General features: G+C 62.5%; 19 protein-coding genes and 5 pseudogenes. 14 read left to right on the top strand and 10 right to left on the bottom strand.

Annotation, left to right across the window (positions count from 1 at the left end; genetic code table 11):
• Window positions 1–236: 236 nt before the first annotated feature.
• The 3 genes and pseudogenes from ACZ1HK_RS04390 to pyrC form a co-directional block, all read right to left on the bottom strand.
• The gene (locus ACZ1HK_RS04390; RefSeq protein WP_472627622.1) at window positions 237–1,748 is read right to left on the bottom strand and encodes a replicative DNA helicase; all 1,512 of its coding nucleotides are present in this window, start codon (window positions 1,746–1,748) and stop codon (window positions 237–239) included.
• Between the two features lie 298 nt (window positions 1,749–2,046).
• Window positions 2,047–2,727, bottom strand: a complete 681-nt coding sequence (locus ACZ1HK_RS04385) for an orotate phosphoribosyltransferase (protein WP_472627621.1) — start codon at window positions 2,725–2,727, stop codon at window positions 2,047–2,049.
• A gap of 72 nt (window positions 2,728–2,799) precedes the next feature.
• Window positions 2,800–3,841: pseudogene (pyrC, locus tag ACZ1HK_RS04380) on the bottom strand (dihydroorotase).
• Between the two features lie 106 nt (window positions 3,842–3,947).
• On the opposite strand from pyrC, the gene ACZ1HK_RS04375 reads away from it, so the two are divergent.
• The 3 genes from ACZ1HK_RS04375 to ACZ1HK_RS04365 all read left to right on the top strand — a co-directional run bounded on the left by ACZ1HK_RS04375 (window position 3,948) and on the right by ACZ1HK_RS04365 (window position 5,934).
• Window positions 3,948–4,328 (top strand): lysozyme inhibitor LprI family protein, encoded by a 381-nt coding sequence (locus tag ACZ1HK_RS04375; protein WP_472627620.1) that lies wholly within the window; start codon window positions 3,948–3,950, stop codon window positions 4,326–4,328.
• Window positions 4,329–4,363: 35 nt separating this feature from the next.
• Window positions 4,364–5,182, top strand: a complete 819-nt coding sequence (locus tag ACZ1HK_RS04370) for a cyclase family protein (RefSeq protein WP_472627619.1) — start codon at window positions 4,364–4,366, stop codon at window positions 5,180–5,182.
• Between the two features lie 137 nt (window positions 5,183–5,319).
• Complete coding sequence (locus tag ACZ1HK_RS04365; RefSeq protein ID WP_472627618.1) at window positions 5,320–5,934, top strand: hypothetical protein; 615 nt, start codon at window positions 5,320–5,322, stop codon at window positions 5,932–5,934.
• A 10-nt stretch (window positions 5,935–5,944) separates the two neighbouring features.
• Here ACZ1HK_RS04365 and ACZ1HK_RS04360 read toward each other — a convergent pair whose 3' ends face one another.
• On the bottom strand, window positions 5,945–6,754 hold the full coding sequence (locus ACZ1HK_RS04360) for a hypothetical protein (protein ID WP_472627617.1): 810 nt from the start codon (window positions 6,752–6,754) through the stop codon (window positions 5,945–5,947).
• Window positions 6,755–6,977: 223 nt separating this feature from the next.
• Between ACZ1HK_RS04360 and ACZ1HK_RS04355 the strand changes: the two genes are divergently transcribed.
• The 6 genes and pseudogenes from ACZ1HK_RS04355 (at window position 6,978) to ACZ1HK_RS04330 (ending at window position 12,304) form a co-directional block, all read left to right on the top strand.
• Complete coding sequence (locus ACZ1HK_RS04355) at window positions 6,978–7,883, top strand: AAA family ATPase (RefSeq protein WP_472627883.1); 906 nt, start codon at window positions 6,978–6,980, stop codon at window positions 7,881–7,883.
• 91 nt (window positions 7,884–7,974) lie between these two features.
• On the top strand, window positions 7,975–8,478 hold the full coding sequence (locus tag ACZ1HK_RS04350) for a hypothetical protein (RefSeq protein WP_472627616.1): 504 nt from the start codon (window positions 7,975–7,977) through the stop codon (window positions 8,476–8,478).
• On the top strand, window positions 8,439–8,975 hold the full coding sequence (locus ACZ1HK_RS04345; RefSeq protein WP_472627615.1) for a hypothetical protein: 537 nt from the start codon (window positions 8,439–8,441) through the stop codon (window positions 8,973–8,975). The genes ACZ1HK_RS04350 and ACZ1HK_RS04345 overlap by 40 nt, the downstream gene beginning before the upstream one ends.
• Window positions 8,976–9,007: 32 nt before the next feature.
• Window positions 9,008–10,269: pseudogene (locus ACZ1HK_RS04340) on the top strand (vWA domain-containing protein).
• Between the two features lie 218 nt (window positions 10,270–10,487).
• Window positions 10,488–11,448, top strand: a pseudogene (locus ACZ1HK_RS04335) (XdhC family protein).
• A gap of 124 nt (window positions 11,449–11,572) precedes the next feature.
• On the top strand, window positions 11,573–12,304 hold the full coding sequence (locus ACZ1HK_RS04330; protein WP_472627614.1) for a molybdopterin-binding domain-containing protein: 732 nt from the start codon (window positions 11,573–11,575) through the stop codon (window positions 12,302–12,304).
• A 152-nt stretch (window positions 12,305–12,456) separates the two neighbouring features.
• On the opposite strand, the gene ACZ1HK_RS04325 is transcribed toward ACZ1HK_RS04330, so the two are convergent.
• The 3 genes from ACZ1HK_RS04325 to ACZ1HK_RS04315 are packed head-to-tail and all read right to left on the bottom strand — an operon-like array spanning window position 12,457 to window position 13,912.
• Window positions 12,457–13,140, bottom strand: a complete 684-nt coding sequence (locus ACZ1HK_RS04325; RefSeq protein ID WP_472627613.1) for a DUF899 domain-containing protein — start codon at window positions 13,138–13,140, stop codon at window positions 12,457–12,459.
• Window positions 13,137–13,574, bottom strand: a complete 438-nt coding sequence (locus ACZ1HK_RS04320) for an SRPBCC family protein (RefSeq protein ID WP_472627612.1) — start codon at window positions 13,572–13,574, stop codon at window positions 13,137–13,139. The genes ACZ1HK_RS04325 and ACZ1HK_RS04320 overlap by 4 nt, the downstream gene beginning before the upstream one ends.
• A complete protein-coding gene (locus ACZ1HK_RS04315) occupies window positions 13,571–13,912 on the bottom strand; it encodes an ArsR/SmtB family transcription factor (protein ID WP_472627611.1) in 342 nt (113 codons plus the stop codon). The genes ACZ1HK_RS04320 and ACZ1HK_RS04315 overlap by 4 nt, the downstream gene beginning before the upstream one ends.
• A gap of 166 nt (window positions 13,913–14,078) precedes the next feature.
• Between ACZ1HK_RS04315 and ACZ1HK_RS04310 the strand changes: the two genes are divergently transcribed.
• The 4 genes and pseudogenes from ACZ1HK_RS04310 (at window position 14,079) to ACZ1HK_RS04295 (ending at window position 18,481) form a co-directional block, all read left to right on the top strand.
• Window positions 14,079–14,564, top strand: a complete 486-nt coding sequence (locus ACZ1HK_RS04310; protein ID WP_472627610.1) for a (2Fe-2S)-binding protein — start codon at window positions 14,079–14,081, stop codon at window positions 14,562–14,564.
• Between the two features lie 130 nt (window positions 14,565–14,694).
• Window positions 14,695–17,062 (top strand): annotated as a pseudogene (locus ACZ1HK_RS04305) (xanthine dehydrogenase family protein molybdopterin-binding subunit).
• A gap of 12 nt (window positions 17,063–17,074) precedes the next feature.
• Window positions 17,075–17,867, top strand: a pseudogene (locus tag ACZ1HK_RS04300) (FAD binding domain-containing protein).
• Window positions 17,868–17,935: 68 nt separating this feature from the next.
• Window positions 17,936–18,481 carry a sugar O-acetyltransferase gene (locus ACZ1HK_RS04295; protein ID WP_472627609.1) on the top strand — a complete coding sequence of 182 codons (546 nt, stop codon included), beginning with the start codon at window positions 17,936–17,938 and terminating at the stop codon, window positions 18,479–18,481.
• Between the two features lie 157 nt (window positions 18,482–18,638).
• Here the strand turns inward: ACZ1HK_RS04295 and ACZ1HK_RS04290 are convergent, their stop codons facing one another.
• The gene (locus ACZ1HK_RS04290; protein WP_472627608.1) at window positions 18,639–18,845 is read right to left on the bottom strand and encodes a hypothetical protein; all 207 of its coding nucleotides are present in this window, start codon (window positions 18,843–18,845) and stop codon (window positions 18,639–18,641) included.
• Between the two features lie 178 nt (window positions 18,846–19,023).
• Window positions 19,024–19,488, bottom strand: a complete 465-nt coding sequence (gene infC, locus ACZ1HK_RS04285; RefSeq protein ID WP_472627607.1) for a translation initiation factor IF-3 — start codon at window positions 19,486–19,488, stop codon at window positions 19,024–19,026.
• Between the two features lie 268 nt (window positions 19,489–19,756).
• Between infC and ACZ1HK_RS04280 the strand changes: the two genes are divergently transcribed.
• Window positions 19,757–20,689 carry a translation initiation factor 3 gene (locus tag ACZ1HK_RS04280; RefSeq protein WP_472627606.1) on the top strand — a complete coding sequence of 311 codons (933 nt, stop codon included), beginning with the start codon at window positions 19,757–19,759 and terminating at the stop codon, window positions 20,687–20,689.
• A gap of 97 nt (window positions 20,690–20,786) precedes the next feature.
• Here ACZ1HK_RS04280 and ACZ1HK_RS04275 read toward each other — a convergent pair whose 3' ends face one another.
• A complete protein-coding gene (locus ACZ1HK_RS04275; protein WP_472627605.1) occupies window positions 20,787–21,644 on the bottom strand; it encodes a ferredoxin--NADP reductase in 858 nt (285 codons plus the stop codon).
• Window positions 21,645–21,698 lie beyond the last annotated feature (54 nt).

Raw genomic sequence — 21,698 nt, 5'->3', positions numbered from 1 at the left:
CGGCTTCGTTTTTTACTGTTGTGGCAATTGGTTAGATGAGCGGTGCGTACGACTTTGCACCTTTTTTTCATGGGAGTGTGCGGCGCGTTTTAGGCCGCCCTTTTCACAAGAAACCCTTGTTGGTGTAGTACCCTTCTACCGCGTAACTCGTAAATTTGCCGACACGGGTCAGGATCCCCCGGCCGCGCAGCGATTGTGCGGCTGGGGGTTCCGATTTTTTGCATGATTGGACGGGGTCAGAAGCCTTGCGTGCCGTCGCCCTGCCAGGGCTTGGCGAGGTTGCCGAAGCGGGTAAAGCGGCCCTCAAACGATAGCTCAACCGTGCCGATGGGCCCGTGGCGTTGCTTGCCGATGATAACCTCGGCCTTGCCATGCAACTGCTCCATATCCTGCTGCCACTTGGTCATGGCCTCCAGGTTCTCTTCGCCGGGTTTCTCGCGTTCTTTGTAATACTCGCCACGGTAGACGAACATGACCGCGTCGGCGTCCTGCTCGATCGAGCCGGATTCGCGGAGGTCCGACAATTGCGGGCGCTTGTCTTCGCGGTTTTCGACCTGACGGGAGAGCTGCGAGAGCGCGATGACGGGAATGTTGAGCTCTTTCGCGATGGCCTTAAGCCCTTGGGTAATCTCGGAAATCTCGTTCACGCGGTTGTCACGGTTGTTGGCGGAGCCGCGCAGAAGCTGCAGGTAATCGATGATCAGCAGGTCCAGGCCCTTGGGCGAGCGTTTCAGGCGGCGGGCGCGGGCGGCGACCTGCGCGATGGGCAGCGCGGGCGTATCGTCGATGTAGAGGGGGCAGCGTTCCAGATCGCCCGCGGCTTTGAGGTAGCGGGCGAATTCCTGTTCGGTGAGATCACCGCGACGGAGTTTCTCGGATTCGACCTCTGCCGCCTCGGACAGGACACGTTGGGCAAGTTGGGCTGACGACATCTCAAGCGAAAAGAAGCCCACAACGCCGCCTTCGACGGTGCCGGTGGTGCCATCTTCCTTGGTGCCTTCGCGCCAGGCTTTCGCGACGTTGAACGCGATGTTGGTGGCGAGCGAGGTTTTCCCCATCGAGGGACGCCCGGCGAGGATCAGAAGGTCGGAATTGTGCAGGCCGCCCAGTTTGCGGTCCATATCGTCAAGCCCGGTAGAGATGCCTGCAAGCTGGCCCTGACGGTTATAGGCGGCATTGGCCATCTGCACGGCGTCATGCAGCGCGCCCAGAAAGCTTTGGAAGCCCTTGTTGGTGGAACCGGTGGAGGCGAGCGCGAACAGCTCGGACTCCGCCTCCACGATCTGTTCGTCCGGTGTCACGGCATCGCGCATGGCGCGGGCGCGGTCGGAGACGCGGTTGCCCAGATCAATCAGCTCCCGCCGCACGGCAAGGTCGTGGATCAGTTGCGCGTAATCGCGCGCAGCAGAGGTCGCGATGGCCGACAGCTGGAGTTTCACCAGATATTCCGCGCCGCCCAGTTCTGCGAGGCCGGGAATGTCGGTGGCAAAGCTTTTGAGTGTGGTGGCGTCGGTTTGCAGACCCTTGGCGATGCGGGCGGCGGCCATTTCAAACAGGGCACCATGGACGGGGTCGTGGAAATGGTCCGGCTTTACAAGATCATCGACGCGGTCGAGCACATCGTTGGAGGACAGGATCGCGCCCAGAAGCTGTTGTTCTGCCTCGATATTATGGGGCAGGACAGGGGCGCTGTCTTCCGCCGACGGATCGGCGGGCAAGTTCGGATTGAATGCGGCGACTTCGTTCATCTGCTCCCCAAGCACGTTTATTCACACACGATACTGATACACAGCGCCTTGCCCCCTCTTCGGGGTGCTTCATTGGGTCTGGCAGGACCGGCGCTTCAACGATTTGCCGGGTATAGCTGATGGTCCTGCGGCGGCGTCAATCTGGATAACCTGTGGGTAAGTCGGATTAACGCAGTTTTCGCGCGGCTGGTGCTTATATTGTGGGTGCTGGGGGTCGTTGGGTCAAGATGTGGCTGTCACGCTACCCTGACGTGTTCGAAAAAACACGCTGAGATTTAATTCTGTTAAGGCAAAGGACCTATGAAAGGCCCCGATCCGCGCGCCAGCCCTCGGGATCGCGAAGGAATCGCTCAACATCCACCAGCGTCTCCTCCGAGAAATCGCCGCCGCGCCGGGCTTCGGCAATCACGTCGGCCCAGGTGGTCAGCCAGTGCAACTCGATCCCATGCTCGCGCAGTGTCGGGATCGCATGGTCGAAAATGTCGTAATAGAATAGCACGGCGGTGTGGCCGCAGGTGGCGCCCGTGCGGCGGATCGCGTCGACGAAGGTGATTTTGGAGCCGCCATCGGTGGTCATGTCTTCGACCAGCAGAACGCGCTCACCCTCATGCATCGCGCCTTCGATCTGCGCCCCGCGACCATGGCCTTTCGGTTTCTTGCGCACGTAGGACATCGGCAGGCCCATGCGTTCCGCGACAAGGGCTGCGAATGGGATGCCCGCCGTCTCGCCGCCGGCGATATTGTCGAATGCCTCGAGTCCCGCCGCGCGCATCACCTTGCAGGTGAGGAAATCCATGCAGGTGGACCGCACGCGGGGGAAGGCGATGGGTTTGCGGCAGTCGATATAGGTGGGGGCCTGTTTGCCGGAGGTGTGCGTGAAAAGCTCGTCCGAGTTGAAGTGGACCGCCTTGATGTCGAGCAACATCCGCGCGGTCATTGCGGCCATGGTTGCGTCGTCGGGGTAGGTGGAGGGGATCATGGTTTCGGTCTCGCGGATGCGGATTTTCGTACGAAAATCCGGCGGTGCGAATTTTCGTACGAAAGATTCAGGTCAGCCACCATGCCAGTGCAGCGGGTGGCCCGGATCAAAGAGGGTCAGGGGGCCATCGGGGGTTTTGTATTTGGCGGGGTAGGTCGCGGGGGTGTCACGTTTTTCGAGGGTTAGGGTGGCCTCGTTCGGGGCAAGGCCGTAGTGGGCAGGGCCATTGAGGGAGGCGAAGGCTTCCAGTTGATCCAGCGCTCTTTCCTCTTCAAACACATGGGCGAGGCAGGACATGGTGTTGGGCGCGGAAAAGACGCCTGCGCAACCGCAGGCGGTTTCCTTGGCACCATCAAGGTGGGGGCGCTGTCGGTGCCCAGAAAGAAGCGCAGGCTGCCTGAGGTCGCGGCGCGGCGGAGCGCCTGCTGATGCTCGGCCCGTTTCACGATGGGCAGGCAATAGTAATGGGGCCGAATGCCGCCCACCAGCATGTGGTTGCGGTTGATCATCAGGTGGTGCGTGGTGATCGTGCCCGCAATGTCACCGGTGGCGTTTTCGACATAGTCGATGCCGTGGGACGTGGTGATGTGTTCGAGCGTGATCTTCAGCTCGGGGATATCGCGGCGCAGGGGCTCCAGCACCGTCTCCAAGAAACACCTGTTCGCGGTCGAAGATGTCGACCTCGTGGGTCGTGACCTCGCCGTGGATGCAGAGGGGCAGGCCGATCTGCGCCATGCGTTCGAGGACCGGATAGACATTTTTCAGCGTCGTAACGCCGGATTGCGAGTTCGTCGTGGCGCCTGCGGGATAGAGTTTCACGGCGGTGATCAGGCCATCGGCATGGGCGGCCTGCACATCATCCGGGTCGGTCTGTTCCGTCAGGTAGAGCGTCATCAGCGGTAGTGAACTCCGCGCCTTCGGGCAGGGCGGCGTCGATCCGGTCGCGGTAGGCCAGGGCATCCTGGGCGGTCACAACGGGGGGCACGAGGTTTGGCATGATGATCGCGCGGGCGAAGTGGCGGGCGGTCTCGGGCAGCACGGTCTGCATCATCGCGCCATCGCGCAGGTGCAGGTGCCAGTCGTCGGGGCGGCGGATCGTGATGCGTTGGCTCATGGGATGGGGTGCTATCGCGTTTGTAGGGAGTCTGGAAGGGGGATGGGGGCGTTCCTTCAATCACGAGGCTTGCGCAAATTGTATGGCAGCGCCTAGGCTTCGGCGGATGACGTATTCCCGATTTCTGGCGCTGCTGGCGCCTTTAGCGCTGGCTTTGGGCCTTGCGCAACCTGCCACCGCCCAACTTGACCCGTGCGATCCCAACCAGCCGCAATCGGCGCTGACGCTGTGCAATGCGGAGCGGTTGGAGGGCTGGGACAGGTTGCTGAACGAGGTCTATCAACGTGTGATCGGCACTTTGGACGCGACACAGGAAGAGAACCTGCGCCAGGCGCAGCGGGCGTGGATCACCTATCGTGATCTCACCTGCGGGATGGAGCGCGCGCGGTATGAAGGCGGCTCCATCGCGCCGATGATCGAGTTGACCTGCCTGACGCGGCTGACCGAACGGCGCACGCGCGATCTGGAGGAATATATGCGGCCCTGACGGGCCTGGGAGTTCAATCAGAGGAGGAAAGTGAGATGTGCGATATTTGTGTGATGAACTCGGTGAAGGAGCGGATGCTGTCGCGGCGGAATTTCTTCAAGGGCTCGGCTGCGGCCGCCGTTGGGGCGACTGCGATTGGAGCAGTCAAGGCGACCCCGGCGTTGGCGGATGGACATGGCTCCGTCGTTGATATGACGCATCTGTTCAGTGAGGATTTTCCGACCTGGGGCGGTGATCCGGGCATGTCGCGCGAGAAGCTTTTCGATTTTGCCGATGCGGGCTTCAACCTATACAACATGACGACCAGCGAACATGCGGGCACGCATATCGATGCGCCGCTGCATTTCAGTGCCGATGGGATGTCGGTGGATGAGATCCCGGTCAGCAATCTGGTGGCCCCGCTGTGCGTGGTGGATATTGCCGCGCGTGCGGCTGAGGATGCCGATACGATGGTCACGCCGGACGATCTGCAGGCGTGGATCGATGCCAATGGCGAGATCCCGGACGGGGCCTGCGTGGCGATGCATTCGGGATGGGCCAGCAAAGCCTCGGGCGCGGAGTTCCGCAATGCCGATGGTGACGGGCTGGGGCATTACCCGGGCTTCCATATCGAAGCGACGCAGATGTTGCTGGAAACAGGCGCGGCCTCCATCGCTGTGGACACGCTGTCGCTCGATCATGGGGCGAGCCAGGATTTCGCAACGCATTATGCCTGGCTGCCAGCGGGGCGCTACGGGATCGAGTGCATCGCAGGCCTTGATCAGGTGCCGGCGGCGGGGGCCACTTTGGTGGTCGGCGCGTCGAAGATCGCGGGCAGCACCGGTGGGCAGGCGCGCATCTTTGCGATGATCTGAATGACAAATGGCCCGCTTCTTGAGGAACCCTGAGGGGCGGGCCTGCCCCGGACAAGAGACGTTTTACCTGAGTGAAGACTGGGACACGCCGGGGCAGCGCGCCCGAGCGAATGAAAGCAACATGAGAGGATTGGGCAATGTCGGGTAACCCGGGCCATTGGACGGAAAAATCGAAACGCGCATTGGCGGTGCTTGGCGTTCTGGCCTTCAGCGCTTGGCCCGGTGCGGCGTTGGCCAATTGCCCCACCGCGGACGACCTTACCGGGGGCATTCGCTTTGCCATGCCGGACGGGGCCTATTGGGACCTGTCGGGGCACGGATCCGACCGTGTGGCATTTTTTCAGTGGTCACCGGATTATGAGGTTCAGCGGATGGAGCTGGCGGAAGGCATCTTCATCGCCAGCCTCGTCGCGGACAGCATGGAGGAGCCTTGGCGGTCTGAATTCGAGCCGCGCCCATCGGCCTTTCCCGAGCCCGCGGCCAACACGGCATTGCAGACGCGGATGACGTCCCGAGGGCTTGGCATAAATCGTGTGGACGACATGACTTATACGTTCGGAGCCGCGCAGCAGATGACGTTTGGTGACTGCGCTTTCACGTACCTGCCCATGACCTTGCGGTCAGAGCCGGTCAGCCAGGAAGGGGAGGGCGTAAGTTCGGAATACCTCTACTTTCCCGAACTGGGCGGTATCGTCATCCAGGATGACGGGTACGGCAATACTTGGCCAATCACAGGGATTTCAGTGCGTTAGGCGGTAGGGCTTAGGACCTGTTGGAGAGCCTGTCGCGATAAGATGGGTCGGCGTGCAGGACCGGGCGGAGTGCTGCGCGCGCTGTCCGAGCGTCCAGCGTGCCCCGGACCATGTGGCGGGTTAGCGGCACGAGGGCTTCGGGCTGCTGTAGCGCGCGTGTCAGCGCGCCACCGGCCAGCGGAAAGCCCAGACGCGTGGTCTGCGCGCCCCGGAACAGGGCGGCTTGGCCTGCATCGGACGGATCGCGGGGGTCGAACAGGATTGCGACCTGTTGGGCTGAGGCCAAAGCCTCGGGCCCAAGTGGCGGCGGCGTGTCAGGATCTGCGCGGCGATCTGCGCGAAAGCGGGTCTCAAACGGGGCATGGCGCGCGCTGATGGCGGCGGCCGGTTGGGCCAGCAGGACCTGCGCGCCGGGGATGTGGGCCGCGGCACGGGCCGCGGCATGGCCGCAATCGGGGCCTGCGGCGATCAAGATCACCTTCTGAAAACTTGCAAAGAAGCCATCGTCGGCAAGGCCTTTCAGCATCGCCTCAACCTCGGCGCTGCGAAACCAGGTGCGTCCCACGGACATCAGCGACAACAGCGAGACGTCATGGGCCGGGACGGCCTCAAAGCCGAGAGGAAGGCCCTCCGCACCATGGGCCCAAAGGCGGTCGGCGCGATCAAAGCTGACCACAAGCGTGTCGGATTCCTCTTCGACCATCAGCGCGAAATGGCGGCTGTCCAAACGGGAAAACAGGCCGTGATCGGTGCCAATGCGCCCCAGATGCCGAACCCATTCGCGGCGAGGGTCAATGATCGGGGCAGTTGTGTCAGGCATAGGCAGAGGCACTCAGAAAGGGGTCTAACTTTTATAAATGTGGCCCACCATGCCACGGGGCAAGATTTCGGGGAAGAGTGTGGCGGGAATGCGAAGCCCGTCCGACATTTCGATGGGTTTTGGTAAACGATCCGTAAACAATGCGCCTGCAAGAAAGAGGGCGGGTGACTTGACCATCCGGGCCCATCCGGCCTTGATGGCGAGGCTGCATTCCGGAGGGGACATGGCTGCGTTTGAAACCATTGATCGCGTTCAGGAAACTCTGGCGCAGCAAGGCTATGTGTGCGGGCGCGCGCTGGCGACGGTCGTGTTCCTGTCGTTGAAGTTGGGGCGGCCCCTGTTCCTGGAGGGCGAGGCCGGAACTGGCAAAACGGAAATCGCCAAAGCGATTGCGGCCGCGCTGGGTCGTTGCCTGATCCGTCTGCAATGTTATGAAGGGTTGGACGCGTCCAGCGCCGTGTACGAGTGGAACTTTGCGGCGCAGATGGTCGCGATCCGCACCGCGGAGGCGGCGGGTGGCGCAGAGCGCGGGGCGCTACAGGGTGAGTTGTTCAGCGAGGATTACCTGATCGAGCGTCCGCTGCTGGAAGCCATGCGTCCGGACCCTGCGGGCGCGCCTGTTCTGCTGATTGACGAGATTGATCGCACGGATGAGCCGTTTGAGGCGTTCCTTCTGGAAGCGTTGAGCGATTTTCAGGTGACGATCCCCGAGCTAGGCACGGTCAAGGCGCCCGAGCCGCCGATTGTGATCCTTACCTCCAACCGCACGCGGGAGGTGCATGACGCGTTGAAGCGGCGCTGCCTCTACCATTGGGTCGATTATCCCGATCTTGAGCGCGAACTGGCGATCCTGGCGGCCCGAGTGCCCGAAGCGGCAGGTCAGTTGAGCCGGGAGGTGGTGGCCTTTGTGCAGCGGCTGCGTACGGAAGATCTGTTCAAACGCCCCGGCGTGGCGGAGACGCTGGACTGGGCGAAGTGCCTTCTGGCGCTGGATGTGATCGAGTTGAGCCCCGAGGTAATCGCGGACACGCTTGGCGCGATCCTGAAGTATCAGGACGACATTCAGAAGCTGCAAGGCTCTGAAGCGAAACGCATTCTTGATGATCTGCGGGCCGACGCCTTGTCGTAGCCCTGCCGCCCCTTGAGCGGGTTTTCTTTGACAGGTGCCGGTGTTGGGCCGTTACTTTCGTCAGGGGTAAGTCATTTCAAGGACCAAGCATATGAGACCGAATTTCTTTGCAACGCTCGTTTTGGCGGCTGTTGTCTTTGCAAGCGGATGGGTCGGGGAGGCTGAGGCCCAATTGCGGAACCCTTGCCCGGGGGAATGGGCCGGGGACGGGGATTGTGATGAGCCGAACGGCCTGAACCTGTGCGCTTGGGGCACGGACCCGATCGATTGCGCGAACCCGAATGCGAATTACGGCCTTGGGCCGGGCTACAGCGCGGGCATCTATGCGCCGCCACAGCCCATTCCCGTTCCGGTGCCGACGCCCGCGCCCGCACCTTTGCCAGCGTCGTGCCCCTTCACCAATGACGGGGATTGTGACGAGCCCAACGGGTTGGACCTGTGCGCCTGGGGGACGGACCCGGTCGATTGCTCGAACCCGAATTCGAACCATGGCTCAGGCCCCGGATATTTCGCCGGCATTTACGCGCAGAACACTCCGCAACCGGCCCCCAGCCCATGCCGCAACCCTTGCCGCAGCCCACGCAGCCCGCAATGACGGCGATCAGCGGGGGCGCGTTCGTCCATGGCGGCGGGGGCGGGACGTCCGGTTGCCCGAACTACGCCATCGCCAATACCGCCTTTGGGCAGCACACGATGTATGCGGGCCAGGGCAGCTACCGGGTGCCGCGGATCACGGCGGGCGGGCGCTTTTCGTTGACCAACTGCTTCCCCGGGACAGGCTGGCGCGGGTTCACCATCACCCGGCCCGATTTCCGCTTTTTCTATCAAGGCGTGTCGCAGACCGGACAGATCACGTTCCAGCTGACATCAAACGCGGTGGACACGGTGTTGCTGATCAACACGCCGGACGGGCAGTGGTTCTTCAACGATGACAGCAACGGCACGTTCAACTCGACCCTGACCTTCTCCCCGTTTTGCAGGGACAGTACGACATCTGGGCGGGCGCCTATAACCGGTCGTCCAACAATCCGGCGCAATTGTGGGTCTACGAATAGGCGCATCTCCCTGAGCTTTGAGCGCCCTCGGCCTTGACGATCAGGCCGGGGCGGTCTCTGCTCCTCGACATGGAACATGCCCCGCTTGAGCTGCCGGACGACCCGCAGCTGACCACCAACATCACCCATTTCGCGCGCGCGTTGCGTGTGGCGGGCCTGCCCGCCGGCCCCGGCCGGGTGGCGGATGCGATCAGGGCGGTGGCGGCCGCCGGGTTCAGCGAGACGGGCGGACTTTCTACTATACCCTGCGGTCTTGCTTTACGGCGCGGCCCGAGCACAGGGCGGTGTTTGACCAGGTCTTTCGCCTGTACTGGCGCGACCCGCGTTACCTCGAACACATGATGTCGATGCTGACGCCGGCGGTGCGAGGCGTGGCGGAGGATCGCACGGCAAAGTCGGCCGAGAAGCGCGCGGCGGAGGCGCTGCTGTACGGCGTTGACCGCGACGCGCCAGAGATGGGCGATGGCGAGGCGGGGGGCACCGAGATCGAGGTGGATGCCACGCTGACGATGAGCCGGGAAGAGCGGCTGAAGACGCTCGATTTCGAACAGATGGGCGTGGCCGAGATGGCAGAGGCCAAACGGATCATCGCGCAGATGACGCTGGCGGTGCCGCCCTTGCTGTCGCGTCGGACGGCGGCGGCGGCGCAGGGGGCGCGGCCCGATTGGCGACGCACGATGCGGGGCGCGATGGCGCGTGGCGGGGACGTGGTGGATTTTGCACGGAAGGATCTGCGCACGCGGTGGCCGTCGCTGGTGGCCTTGTGCGACATCTCAGGCTCGATGAGCAGCTATTCGCGGGCGGTGCTGCATTTTCTGCACGCCGTCTCAAACGCCAAAGGGGCGGGGTGGGCCGAGGTGCATGCCTTCACCTTTGGCACGCGGCTGACGAACATCACACGCCATATGGGTGCGCGCGACGTGGACGCGGCGCTGGCGGCGGCGGGCGCCGAGGCGCAGGATTGGGAGGGGGGCACGCGGATCGGGGCCTGCCTTGAGGCGTTCAACCGCGATTGGTCGCGGCGCGTTCTGGGACGGGGCGCCGTTGTGCTGCTGATCACCGACGGGCTGGACCGGGACGAGCCAGAGCGGCTGGAGGCGGCGATGGAGCGATTGGCGCTGTCCTCGCGCCGGGTGATCTGGGTGAACCCGCTCTTGCGCTGGGACGGGTTTGCGCCAAAGGCCGCGGGCATACGGGCCATGCTGCCGCATGTGTCGAGTTTCCGGGCCGGGCATAACATTGCGGCGCTGGCCGGACTGGCTGAGGCAGTGGCGCGGCCCGATGATCCGGGCGAAAAAGCGCGGCTGATGGCGGCGTTGCGCGCGGTCTAGGGCTGTTCGCAAAAGGCGCGGCTGCGCCGCATTCGTTTCCTTTTGCGTTGGCACGCAGCTTTCGCGGCTGTGCCGCGATTGGAGGCGCTGCCTGTCGTCCATTGGGCTTGAACCAATGGCGCACCAAAGGACGACCCTCCGAGGTATTTTGAACCAGTGGAAGAGCAGGTTGCGCTACAGGTGGTGGGCGCTAGGGTCTGGAGCAGGGAGGCTGTGTGATGGATGATCTGGAGCGGATGCCTGAACTGGCGCTGGACTGGCATCGCGCGGGGCGTGGGGCCGTGTTGGCCACAGTGGTAGAGACATGGGGGTCCGCGCCGCGTGGCGTCGGCGCGCAGCTTGTCGTGTCTGGCGCGGGCGAGATGGAAGGCTCCGTCTCGGGCGGCTGTGTCGAGGGCGCGGTTGTGGTCGAGGCCATGGATATGGTCGGCGGAACCGAGGGCAAGATGCTGGAGTTCGGTGTCTCGGACGATGAGGCCTTTGCGGTGGGCTTGGCCTGTGGCGGGCGCATCAAGGTCTGGGTGGAGCCGGTGGCGGCGATGGGCGAGGCCTTGTTGGCGGAGTTGGTGGACGCGCGCGCGGCGCGTCAGGCCATGGCTTATGAGGTGAATGTCATCTCCGGTGCACGTCGCCTTGTTGGTGCAGAAGCCTGGCCGGATCGGTTCCGGGCTGACAAGTCGGGCATGGAGGGCGATGTGTTCGTGCACGTCCACAACCCGCCACTGCGCATGATCGTGGTGGGGGCCGTGCACATCGCGCAGGCGCTTTTGCCGATGGCGCGGATCGCGGGATATGATCCGGTATTGGTGGACCCACGCCCGGCCTTTGGCGCCGAGGCGCGCTTTCCGGGCGAACGGATTGTGGAGGATTGGCCCGATGAGGCTTTGGAGGCCATCGGGTTAGATGCGCGCACCTGCGTGGTGACGTTGACCCATGATCCCAAGCTGGATGATCCGGCGATCTTCCGCGCGGTGCGCTCGGATGTGTTTTACCTTGGTTGTCTGGGCTCGAACCGGACCCATGCCAAGCGGGTCGCACGGCTGGAGGCGGCGGGTTATTCGGCAGAAGAGATCGCGCGGATCCATGCCCCGGTTGGTCTGGATATCGGAGGCGCAGGGGCCGGGTGAGATTGCGATTTCCGTCATGGCCGAGATCACGCAGAGGTTGCGGCGACCATGAAATTCGGCCCCCTTCCGGTGGACAAGGCTGAAGGGGCCATTCTGGCCCATTCCATCGCTTTGGAGCATGCGCAGCCCTTGGATTTTTCCAAGGGGTGCGTCTGGGCGCGGCGCACGTCTCGGCCTTGCAGGAAGCGGGTTGGGCCGAAGTGGTGGTTGCGCAGCTGGGGCCGGAGGATCTGCATGAGGATGAGGCGGCATCGCGCATTGCGACGACCCTGTGCGGTGCGGGTCTATCGGTTGATGCGGCATCCACGGGGCGGGTGAACTTGCGGGCGGCGAGCAGCGGGGTCGTGGCGGTCGACGCCGGTGCCATCAACGCGATCAACCGCATCAATCCGGCGATCACGGTGGCCACTGTGCCGCAATGGGCGCGGCTTGGACCGCGTGGGTTGGCGGTGACCGTGAAGATCATTCCCTTTGCAGCACCCGCGCGGGACGTGGAGGCGGCCTGTGTGATGGCCGCCGGTGCCGTCCGATTGCTTGATGGGCAAATCGCGTCCGCCAGCCTGATCGAGACGCGGGTTGGCGCGGGGGCGCCGCCCGACAAGGGCCGGCGGTCGGTCAAAGGGCGTCTGGACCGGTTCTCGGTCCGGTTGAGCGAGCGGGTGGTTGTGCCCCATCACACGCCCGATATTGCACAGGCCCTGGCCGATGCGCCGGGGGAATTGCTGCTGATCCTGACAGGATCGGCCACATCGGATCGTGAAGATGTTGCCCCAGCTGCCGTGCGGGCCGCCGGGGGTGAGGTTCTGCACTATGGAATGCCGGTGGATCCGGGGATCTTCTGTTTCTGGGCCGCCTTGGCGCACGGCCCATCATCGGATTGCCGGGCTGCGCCCGGTCGCCCGCCTTGAACGGCGCGGATTGGGTGATGGAGCGGGTGATCTGTGGCGTTCCGCTAGACCAGATCGACATTCCCGGCATGGGCGTTGGCGGGTTGCTGAAAGAAATCCCATCCCGGCCAAGGCCCCGCGAAGGCCGGTAACGGCCTTCGCTTGCGACGGGCCTAATACGCGTCGTGGCGTTTAAGCCAGGCCATCCCGCGCCCGGCTTCATCGCGGCCCTTTGGCAGCAGATCCATCAGGCCATAGGCGGCATTGAACTGTTCAAGTCCCCGCGCAAATGTCTGATATGTCAGGAAAATATCTTCACCCTCCTTGGCGAAGACACTCAGGCCGGGGGCCTCGTTCACGGGAAAGCCCGACGTGCCGAAGTTGTAGGGCTTTGCACCATTGGCACGGTCAGCGTCGGTGAAGCGCACCCCCATATCGCGCCCGAACGTCCCATCCTTTTCGGACAGCCAGGGAATGGTCCAACCCATGCGGGATTGGAAGGCCGTGATCTGCTCGGTCGTTGCCAGTGAGGTGAACACGAGATTTGCATCGCGTGCGGCCAGATGTGGTCTGAGCCCTTGCAGGTTGTCGGCCCAGAACGAGCAGGAGGTGCAGCCTGCCTCCCATTCCGGGGGGAACATGAAGTGATAGACCAGCAGCTGGCTATGCGGACCGAACAGGTCAGCCAAGACGTAATGACGATCTTCGGCCGCGAACCGGTAGGTCTTCGTCACGGCAAGCCGGGGCAGGGCGCGGCGCGCTGCGGCAAGGTCATCACCGGCGCGTTTATGCGCTTTTTCGGCGGCCAGAAGATCCTGCCGGGCGGCCAGCCAGGCGGCGTTTTCCATAACTGTCATGCGAAAGTCTCCGCCAATGCGGCCAGGATAGCGCCCCAACCCTTCTCGTGGTCGTCACGTTCTTCCACTGAGGGGAAGCGGATGTGGTGTAGTCGGACTTCGGTGCCATCACCGGTCGGCAGAAAATCCAGCGTGACGGTCGAATCCTCGCCCTCGGTAAACGGACTATTCCAGGTGAAAACGATGCGGTCCGGGCGGTCGAGCGCCTGATAGATACCCCAATGGGGAATATCCCTGTCCGGTGTTTGCATGACGATGTCGAAGCGGCCCCCGACGCGCGGATCGTTTTCAGCTTTCGCGATGGTCACAGAGGCACCGGGCCGCATGAAGCGCGCCAGCATCTCGGCATCAAGCCAGGCATCGTAGAGGGCCTCGGGCGGGGCGGCGATGGTGCGGGTACAGGTCAGTTCGAGGTCTTGCGTCGAGAGGGTCATTTGGCAGCTCCTTTGGTGATGATTTGGTCGAGCGCGTCCAGCCGCTGATCCCAGATCCCGCGCAGCTCGGCGAACCATTGGTCCACTTGGGCCAGCACATCGGGTTGCAACGCGATGTAGTGCTCACGCCATTCCGTCCGGCGCGTCACTAGGCCTGCGCCTTCTAGCACTTTGATGTGCTTGGAGACCGCATTGAGGCTCATATCGAAATGCCCGCGAATAACACCGATCCTTAGGGGGCCCTGCTGCGCAAGAAGCGTGAGAATGGCCCGCCGGGTGGGATCGCCGGCAGCTTTCAGGATCAAGGTCAGAGGATCGTCGGAAGTTCGTTCAACCATATGGGTGAATTAGTGAACTATTCTGCATCAGTCAACCATATTGGTGAATGATGCCGCAGGTGCACATGCCAAAATTCCGGCAAACGCCTGAAAATGAGCCGGAAATTCCTGTTTGTGAATCCCCGCATCCGTGCTTGGATGGAGGCAATAACCAAGGGAGGATTGAATGACCCAGGTGTCGATGACCGTAAACGGCCGCGCCGTTTCGGGGGATGTTGAAGGGCGTACGTTACTTAGTGAATTTCTGCGCGAAGGTCAGCGATTGACCGGAACGCATGTGGGCTGTGACACCAGCCAATGCGGGGCCTGCGTTGTCCATGTGAACGGCGAGGCGGTGAAAAGCTGCACGACGCTGGCGCTGGATGTGGAAGGCGCCGAGGTCAAGACCATCGAAGGCATGGCCAATGCCGACGGCTCGCTGGGCGTGATCCAGCAGGCGTTCCAGGATCATCACGGGCTTCAGTGTGGGTTCTGCACGCCGGGCATGGTCATGAGTGCGGCGGCTTTGTTGAAGGACAATCCGAAGCCGACCGAGGCCGAGGTGCGCGAATACCTAGAGGGCAATATCTGCCGGTGCACGGGCTACCACAATATCGTCAAGGCGATCATGGCGGCCAGCGGGCAGGATGTGGCGGCGATGGCCGCAGAATAAGCGATCGGTCCGCGGGGAGGCGGGCCGGGCATTTGCAAATTTGAAGAACAAAGATGGGGCGGGAGGCTCTGTCGACCCGGACCAGCTCCCTATGGTGGTGAGCGGCGGGGGATAGAAAGGGAGGACGACCATGCCGAAAGATTCAGGTATTGGCGCAAGTTCCAAGCGGCGGGAGGACGTTCGGTTTCTGACCGGGCAGGGCCGCTACACGGATGACATCAACCTTCACGGCCAGACTTACGTGCATTTCCTGCGCTCGGACGTGGCCCATGGGGTGCTGAAGAATGTGGACACGAGTGCCGCGGCAGCGATGCCGGGCGTGGTGCGCATCTTCACTGGCGCCGACTTTGAGGGCGTAGGTGGTGTGCCCTGCGGCTGGCAGGTGACGGACAAGCATGGCGAGCCGATGCAGGAACCGGCCCACCCGATCCTGGCGCAGGGCAAGGTGCGGTATGTGGGTGATGCGATTGCCGCCGTGGTGGCCGAGACGGCCGCCCAGGCGCGCAACGCGGCCGAGGCGATTGAGCTGGATATCGAAGAGCTTCCGGCCGTCGTGGACATGAAGGCAGCTGTTCAGGACGGCGCCACCAAGGTGCATGACGATCTGACGTCGAACCTGTGCTACGACTGGGGCTTTGTTGAAGAAAACAAGCCTGCGGTGGATGCGGCGTTTGAGGCGGCAGCGCATGTCACGACGCTGGAGCTGGTGAACAACCGCCTGTCGCCCAACCCGATGGAGCCGCGTGTGGCCGTAGGCGACTATGCTGCGGGCACCGACGAATCGACGCTCTACACCACGTCGCAGAACCCGCATGTGATCCGGCTTCTGATGGGCGCGTTTGTGTTGGGGATCCCTGAGCACAAGCTGCGCGTTGTGGCACCTGATGTGGGCGGTGGATTTGGCTCGAAGATCTTCCATTACGTAGAAGAGGCCTTCGTGACCTTCGCCGCCAAGCAGGTGAAGCGCCCGGTCAAGTGGACCTCGACCCGGTCGGAGGCGTTCATCACCGACGCCCATGGCCGCGACCATGTCACCAAAATCGAACTGGCGCTGGATGCGGACAACAACTTCACCGGCATCCGGACGGAAACTTACGCGAATATGGGCGCGTACCTTTCCACCTTTGCGCCGAGCGATTCCCACTTGGCTGCATGGCACGCTGATGGCGGGCAACTACAAGACGCCGAACATCTACGTGAACGTGAAGGCTGTCTTCACCAATACCGTGCCTGTCGATGCGTATCGCGGGGCAGGCCGCCCTGAGGCGACGTTCCAATTGGAGCGGGTGGTTGATAAAGCCGCGCGTGAGCTTGGCGTCGATCCGATTGAGTTGCGTCGCCAGAACTTCATCACCGAATTCCCCTATGCCACGCCCGTGGCGGTGGAATATGACACCGGCGACTATGAAGGCACGATGTCGAAGCTGTTGGAGATGATCGACCGCGACGGGTTCGAAGCCCGCCGCGCCGAAAGCGAAGCCAACGGCAAGCTGCGCGGTATGGGCGTGAACTGCTATATCGAAGCCTGCGGCATCGCGCCCTCGGCCTTGGTGGGGCAGCTCGGCGCGCGCGCGGGCTTGTATGAATCGGCAACCGTGCGGGTGAACGCCACGGGTGGTCTGGTTGTGATGACCGGCTCGCATTCTCATGGGCAAGGCCATGAGACATCCTTTGCGCAAGTGGTTGCTGACATGATCGGCATTGATGAAGGCATGGTTGAGGTCGTCCATGGCGACACCGCCAACACGCCGATGGGCATGGGCACCTATGGCTCCCGCTCCATCGCCGTGGGCGGCTCGGCCATGGTGCGGGCCACTGAGAAGATCATCGCCAAGGCCAAGAAGATTGCCGCTCACCTGATGGAGGCGGCGGAAGGCGACATCGAGTTGAAGGACGGTCAGTTCAGCGTGGCAGGCACCGACAAGTCAGTGGCCTGGGGCGATGTGACCCTCGCCGCTTACGTGCCGCACAACTACCCGCTGGAAGAGATCGAGCCTGGGCTGGAGGAGACAGCGTTTTACGACCCGAACAACTTCACCTATCCCGCCGGGGCCTATGCCTGCGAGGTGGAGATCGATCCCGATACTGGCAAGGTCGAGATCTGTTCCTTCGCCGCGGCGGACGATTTCGGCAATGTGATCAACCCGATGATCGTTGAGGGCCAGGTCCATGGCGGGTTGGCCCAAGGCATTGGTCAGGCGCTGTTGGAAAATGTCTCCTACGACGAAAACGGCCAGCTTCTGAGCGCGTCTTACATGGATTACACCATGCCGCGCGCGGACGATGTGCCGATGTTCAAGGTGGATCATTCCAGCGCCACGCCATGCACGCACAACCCGTTGGGTGTGAAGGGCTGCGGTGAGGCGGGGGCGATTGGATCGCCGCCATCGGTCGTGAATGCGGTGGTGGATGCCCTGCAACGGGCCGGCCACACCAACGTTACCCATATCGACATGCCCCTGACGCCTGCGCGCGTTTGGTCGGCGATGCAGAGCTAAGGAGAAGCCACAATGTACAACTTCGAATTCTCCAAACCGTCAACGATCGCGGATGCGGTCGCAGCGCTCGGGCAGGAGGAGGCCCAGGCGCTGGGTGGGGGGCAGACCCTGCTTCCCACCATGAAACAAAGGCTGGCGCAGACTGAAACACTGGTCAGCCTGAATGGCATTGCCGAGATGCAGGGCGTTTGCACCAATGATGCGGGCGAGCTGTGCATCGGCGGGGCCACCACCCATGCCATTGTGGCGCGGGAGGCGGCCGCGTCTTTCCCCGGCCTTGCGGGGCTTGCGGGACGGATCGGTGATCCAGCGGTGCGCAATCGCGGCACGATTGGGGGCAGCCTTGCCAACAATGATCCGTCCGCCTGTTATCCGGCGGCTGTTCTTGGCGCGGGCGCGACGGTTGTGACGAACAACCGGGCCATCGCGGCGGATGATTTCTTTGACGGCATGTTCACCACCGCGCTTGATGAGGGCGAGATTATCACGGAGGTGAAATTCCCTGTTCCGCAAGTCCTCCAACTATCAGAAGTTCGTGCAACCGGCCTCACGCTTTGCGCTGGTGGGTGTGTTCGTCTGCAAATTCGCGGACGGCGTGCGAGTGGCTGTGACCGGCGCCTCCTCGGACGGCGTGTTCCGGTGGACGGAGGCCGAAGCGGCGCTGTCTGGCGACTTCTCCAAAGGCGCTGTGGATGGCCTTGCCGCGCCAAGCGGTGACATGATCAGCGATCTGCATGGCACGGCGGAGTACCGGGCGCATCTGGTCAAGGTGATGACGGGACGCGCAGTAGCCGCCGCTTCCTGAACCGCGCCCACGCGCGTAACAAGTCCGCCGGGGTCGACGCCCCGGCGGTTTTCATTCGGAGGTGGCGCATGTCCGAACGACAGAAGATGGAGGCCGGTGACTGGTATTCATGCCTCGATGATGCGCTGGGTGAATTGCGCAACCGGGCCCGTGTGGCCTGCTATGCGCATCGGACAGAGGCCCCGCAACCCTTGGCCGCTTTGTCTCCGGCGCTGGCGGAATTGTTCGGTACACCGGGCGAAAATGCCCTGATCGAGGCGCCATTCCATTGCGCCTACGGCGTGAACATCCATTTGGGCCGCAATATCTACATCAATGCCAATTGCGTCATTCTGGATTCGGGCCGGGTGACGATTGGGGACGGCACGATGATCGGGCCGGGCGTGCACATCTATTGCGCGGACCACCACCGCAACGTGGATTTGCGGCGGAAAGGGATCGAACGTGCCTTGCCAGTGACCATTGGCGTCGATGTCTGGATTGGCGGCGGCGCGATTGTGATGCCGGGCGTCACCGTCGGCGATGAGGCGATCATCGGGGCAGGGGCCGTGGTGACGAAAGATGTGGCGCCGGGTGAGCGCGTTGTTGGCAACCCGGCGCGCCCCTTGGGTTAGAGCACTTTGCGTTTGATTTGAATCGCAACCCGCTGCCTCGCGCCGATGGCGCGAACGCGGAACGCCATCAGAGTGCCTCAGATGAAACGCAAAGTGCTTTAGCGGTGGCCGGGCAGGAATTCCATGTGGGACCGTTCGACCAACGACTGATCAAAGTTCAAAGCCAGAACAAACGTGACACCGTTGTCGGTTTCGACCGTGTAGCTGACAGTCCCTTCCAGCCGTGCGACGGGGAAATCTCCGTCTGCCCATTGCTGGTCACGCCTTGCAGACCCATCGATACACGGCCGCTGAAATCAAGCCCCTCGGCCTGCGCCGCGCCTGCGGTTGCGATCAGTGCGATAACACTCAGTACTTTTTTCATTGGTAAACCTACTCGCTTTGAACGTGGTTCATCATAGACACAGGCGTTTCGACGGGCCGAGCAAAAAAATGACCGCGTCCAGGGATTAAGCGAAAATCTGCTCAATGGTCAAACCGGAACGGCCACAAAAAAAGCGCGTCCTGGTTGGACGCGCCTTCGACATTTATGGACCAATCCATTACTTCACCGGGTTGATCATCATCACCATCTGGCGGCCTTCCATCTTGGGCATGGATTCGATCTTTCCGATCCCCTCGACCTCATCGGCCACCTTTTCCAGCATCTCGCGGCCAAGGTTCTGGTGCGCCATCTCGCGCCCCCTAAAGCGCAGGGTGACCTTCACCTTGTCGCCCTTTTCGAGGAACTTGAGCGCGTCTTTCACCTTCCGCTCAAAGTCGTGGTCGTCCGTACCCGGACGCATCTTCACTTCCTTGATGTCGATGGTCTTTTGCTTCTTGCGCGCTTCGGCTTCGCGCTTCTGTGTCTCGTACTTGAACTTGCCGAAATCCATGATCTTGCAGACCGGAGGGTCAGCGTTTGGCGAGATTTCAACAAGGTCGAGGTCCACCTCTGCGGCCAGATCCATGGCGCGGGCGGGGGTGACGACACCCAGGTTTTCTCCTTCGGCACCAATCAGGCGCACTTGGTCGGAACGGATGCGGTCGTTGACGCGCGGGCCGGTATCACGTTGCGGCGGCGCGTTATGGGGTCTGCGGGCTATGGCGTATGTCCTTCTGTAGCCTTTTTCCTTGGGTCGTTAAGGTATCTGCCCCGCGCCCCTTCTTCAAGGCGGGAATAGGGGCATTTGCATGCAAGGGGGAATGATCGCACATTTGCGCCATTGCGCGCGCCGTTGGCGCGGGTTAATCGCATTTTCGTGATTTATGAATGACCCACATGGGGGATCCAAGATGAGCAGAGCTCTTATTATCATCGTCATTCTCGCCGCTCTCGGCGTTGGTGGCTATTTCCTGACCCAAGGTGAGACGCCTTCGGTTGAAGACGCCGTGGAAGCCGTTGGTGAAGCAGCTGGTGATGCAGCGGACGCCGCTGGTGAAGCTGTAGAAGGCGCCGTTGAGGCCGTCGAAGAGGCAGCTGGCGAAGCTGTTGAGGCGGCGGAAGAGGTCGTCGAAGGGGCTGCTGACGCCGTTGAAGGCGCCGTCGAAGACGTAACCGGTGCCGCAGACGAGGCGACTGAAGCGGCTGAAGAAGCTGCTGCTGCCGCTGAGGCTGAGGCCGCTGAAGCTGCTGCCGCAGCGGAAGCCGAGGCTGCTGAAGCCGCCGCTGCCGCAGAAGCCGAAGCTGCTGCCGCAGAAGAAGCCGCTGCAGAGGCTGCAGCCGCTGCTGAGGCTGAAGCTGCAGAAGCCGCTGCCGCCGCGGAGGCCGAAGCTGCTGCTGCGGAAGAAGCCGCTGCGGAAGCCGCCGCTGCCGCCGAGGCAGAAGCCGCAGAAGCCGCCGCTGCCGCAGAAGCCGAAGCTGCTGCCGCTGCTGAAGAGGCCGCCGCTGCTGCTGAAGAAGTGACCGAAGCCGCTGAAGGCGCTGCAGAAGATGCAGCCGCCGCAGTTGAGGGTGCCGCAGATGAGGCAGCCGCCGCTGCCGCAGAAGGCACTGAAGCTGCTGCCGAAGCCGCAGATGCGGCTGCGGGTGGTGCGACGGAGATCCTGTCGAACCTCTTCACCGAAGAAGGCTTTGACTTCGACCAGGCGACCGCTGCCCTGGAAGAGGCTGACATCTCGGCCCCAGTTCGCCTGGCCGTGACCACTGCGTTGCAGGGCGCTCAGGATAACCCTGATCTGCTGGGTGCAGCTCTTGAGCAGGCCCGCGCGGCACTCGGCCTCGAATAAGCCAAGCCTACACTGCTGAACAAAGAAACCCCCGCCAATCTGGCGGGGGTTTTTCGTTTGAATAGAACGGCTTTTGGGTGGGCGTTAAGGCGTAACCTTAATCAAGAAACGCCTTCTCCACCACGTAGTGCTGCGGGTTGGAATTGGCTCCTTCGACCAGACCATAGCCCTCCAACATGTCCTTGAGTTCAAGGTTGAAGGCCAGATTTCCGCAAATCATCGCGCGGTCCGTCTCCGGCGAAAGCGGTGGCACGCCGAGGTCGGCGAACGCCTCACCCGAGCGCATCAGGTCGGTGATCCGGCCCATCTTCGGGCTCTCTTCGCGCGTGGTGGTCGGGTAATATTTGATCTTCTTCCAGAAGCCTTCGCCAATCACTTCGTTCAAAAGCTCATCTTCCTTGAGCGCCTCAATCAGATCACGGCCGTAGGTCAGCTCGCCCACCTCGCGACAGGTATGGGTGATGATGATCTCGTCGTAATCCTCGTAGGTCTGCGGCTCGCGCAAGAGGCTCGCGAAGGGCGCGAAACCGGTGCCGGTGGCAAAGAACCACATGCGTTTTCCGGGCAGAAGCGCGTCGTGGACCAGTGTGCCCACGGGTTTGGGGCGCAGAATGATCTGCTCGCCCGGCTGGATGTGCTGGAGGCGCGAGGTCAACGGGCCATCCGGCACCTTGATCGAATAGAATTCCAGTTCTTCATCCCAGGACGGGGAGGCGATGGAATAGGCGCGCAGAAGCGGCTTTTGCTTGCCAGTCTCGGGATGTGGGTCACCCATCAGGCCGATCATCACAAACTCACCCGACCGGAACCGCAACGAGGCAGGCCGCGTGCAGCGGAAGCTGAACAGGCGGTCGGTGTAATGCTTTACCTCGGTCACGGTCTGTGCGTCGGGAAGGGTTGGCGTTGCCTTCACGGGGGCGGCGTCTGTGTCTTTCACGGGGCTTTGCTCGGTCATGTTCACTGTCAGGCACGGTTTACACCGGCCTCCTCTTGATACGCTTTGATCTGG

Source organism: Gymnodinialimonas sp. JB5-7, from assembly GCF_055693405.1.
This window is presented reverse-complemented; position numbering and strand designations above follow the sequence as displayed.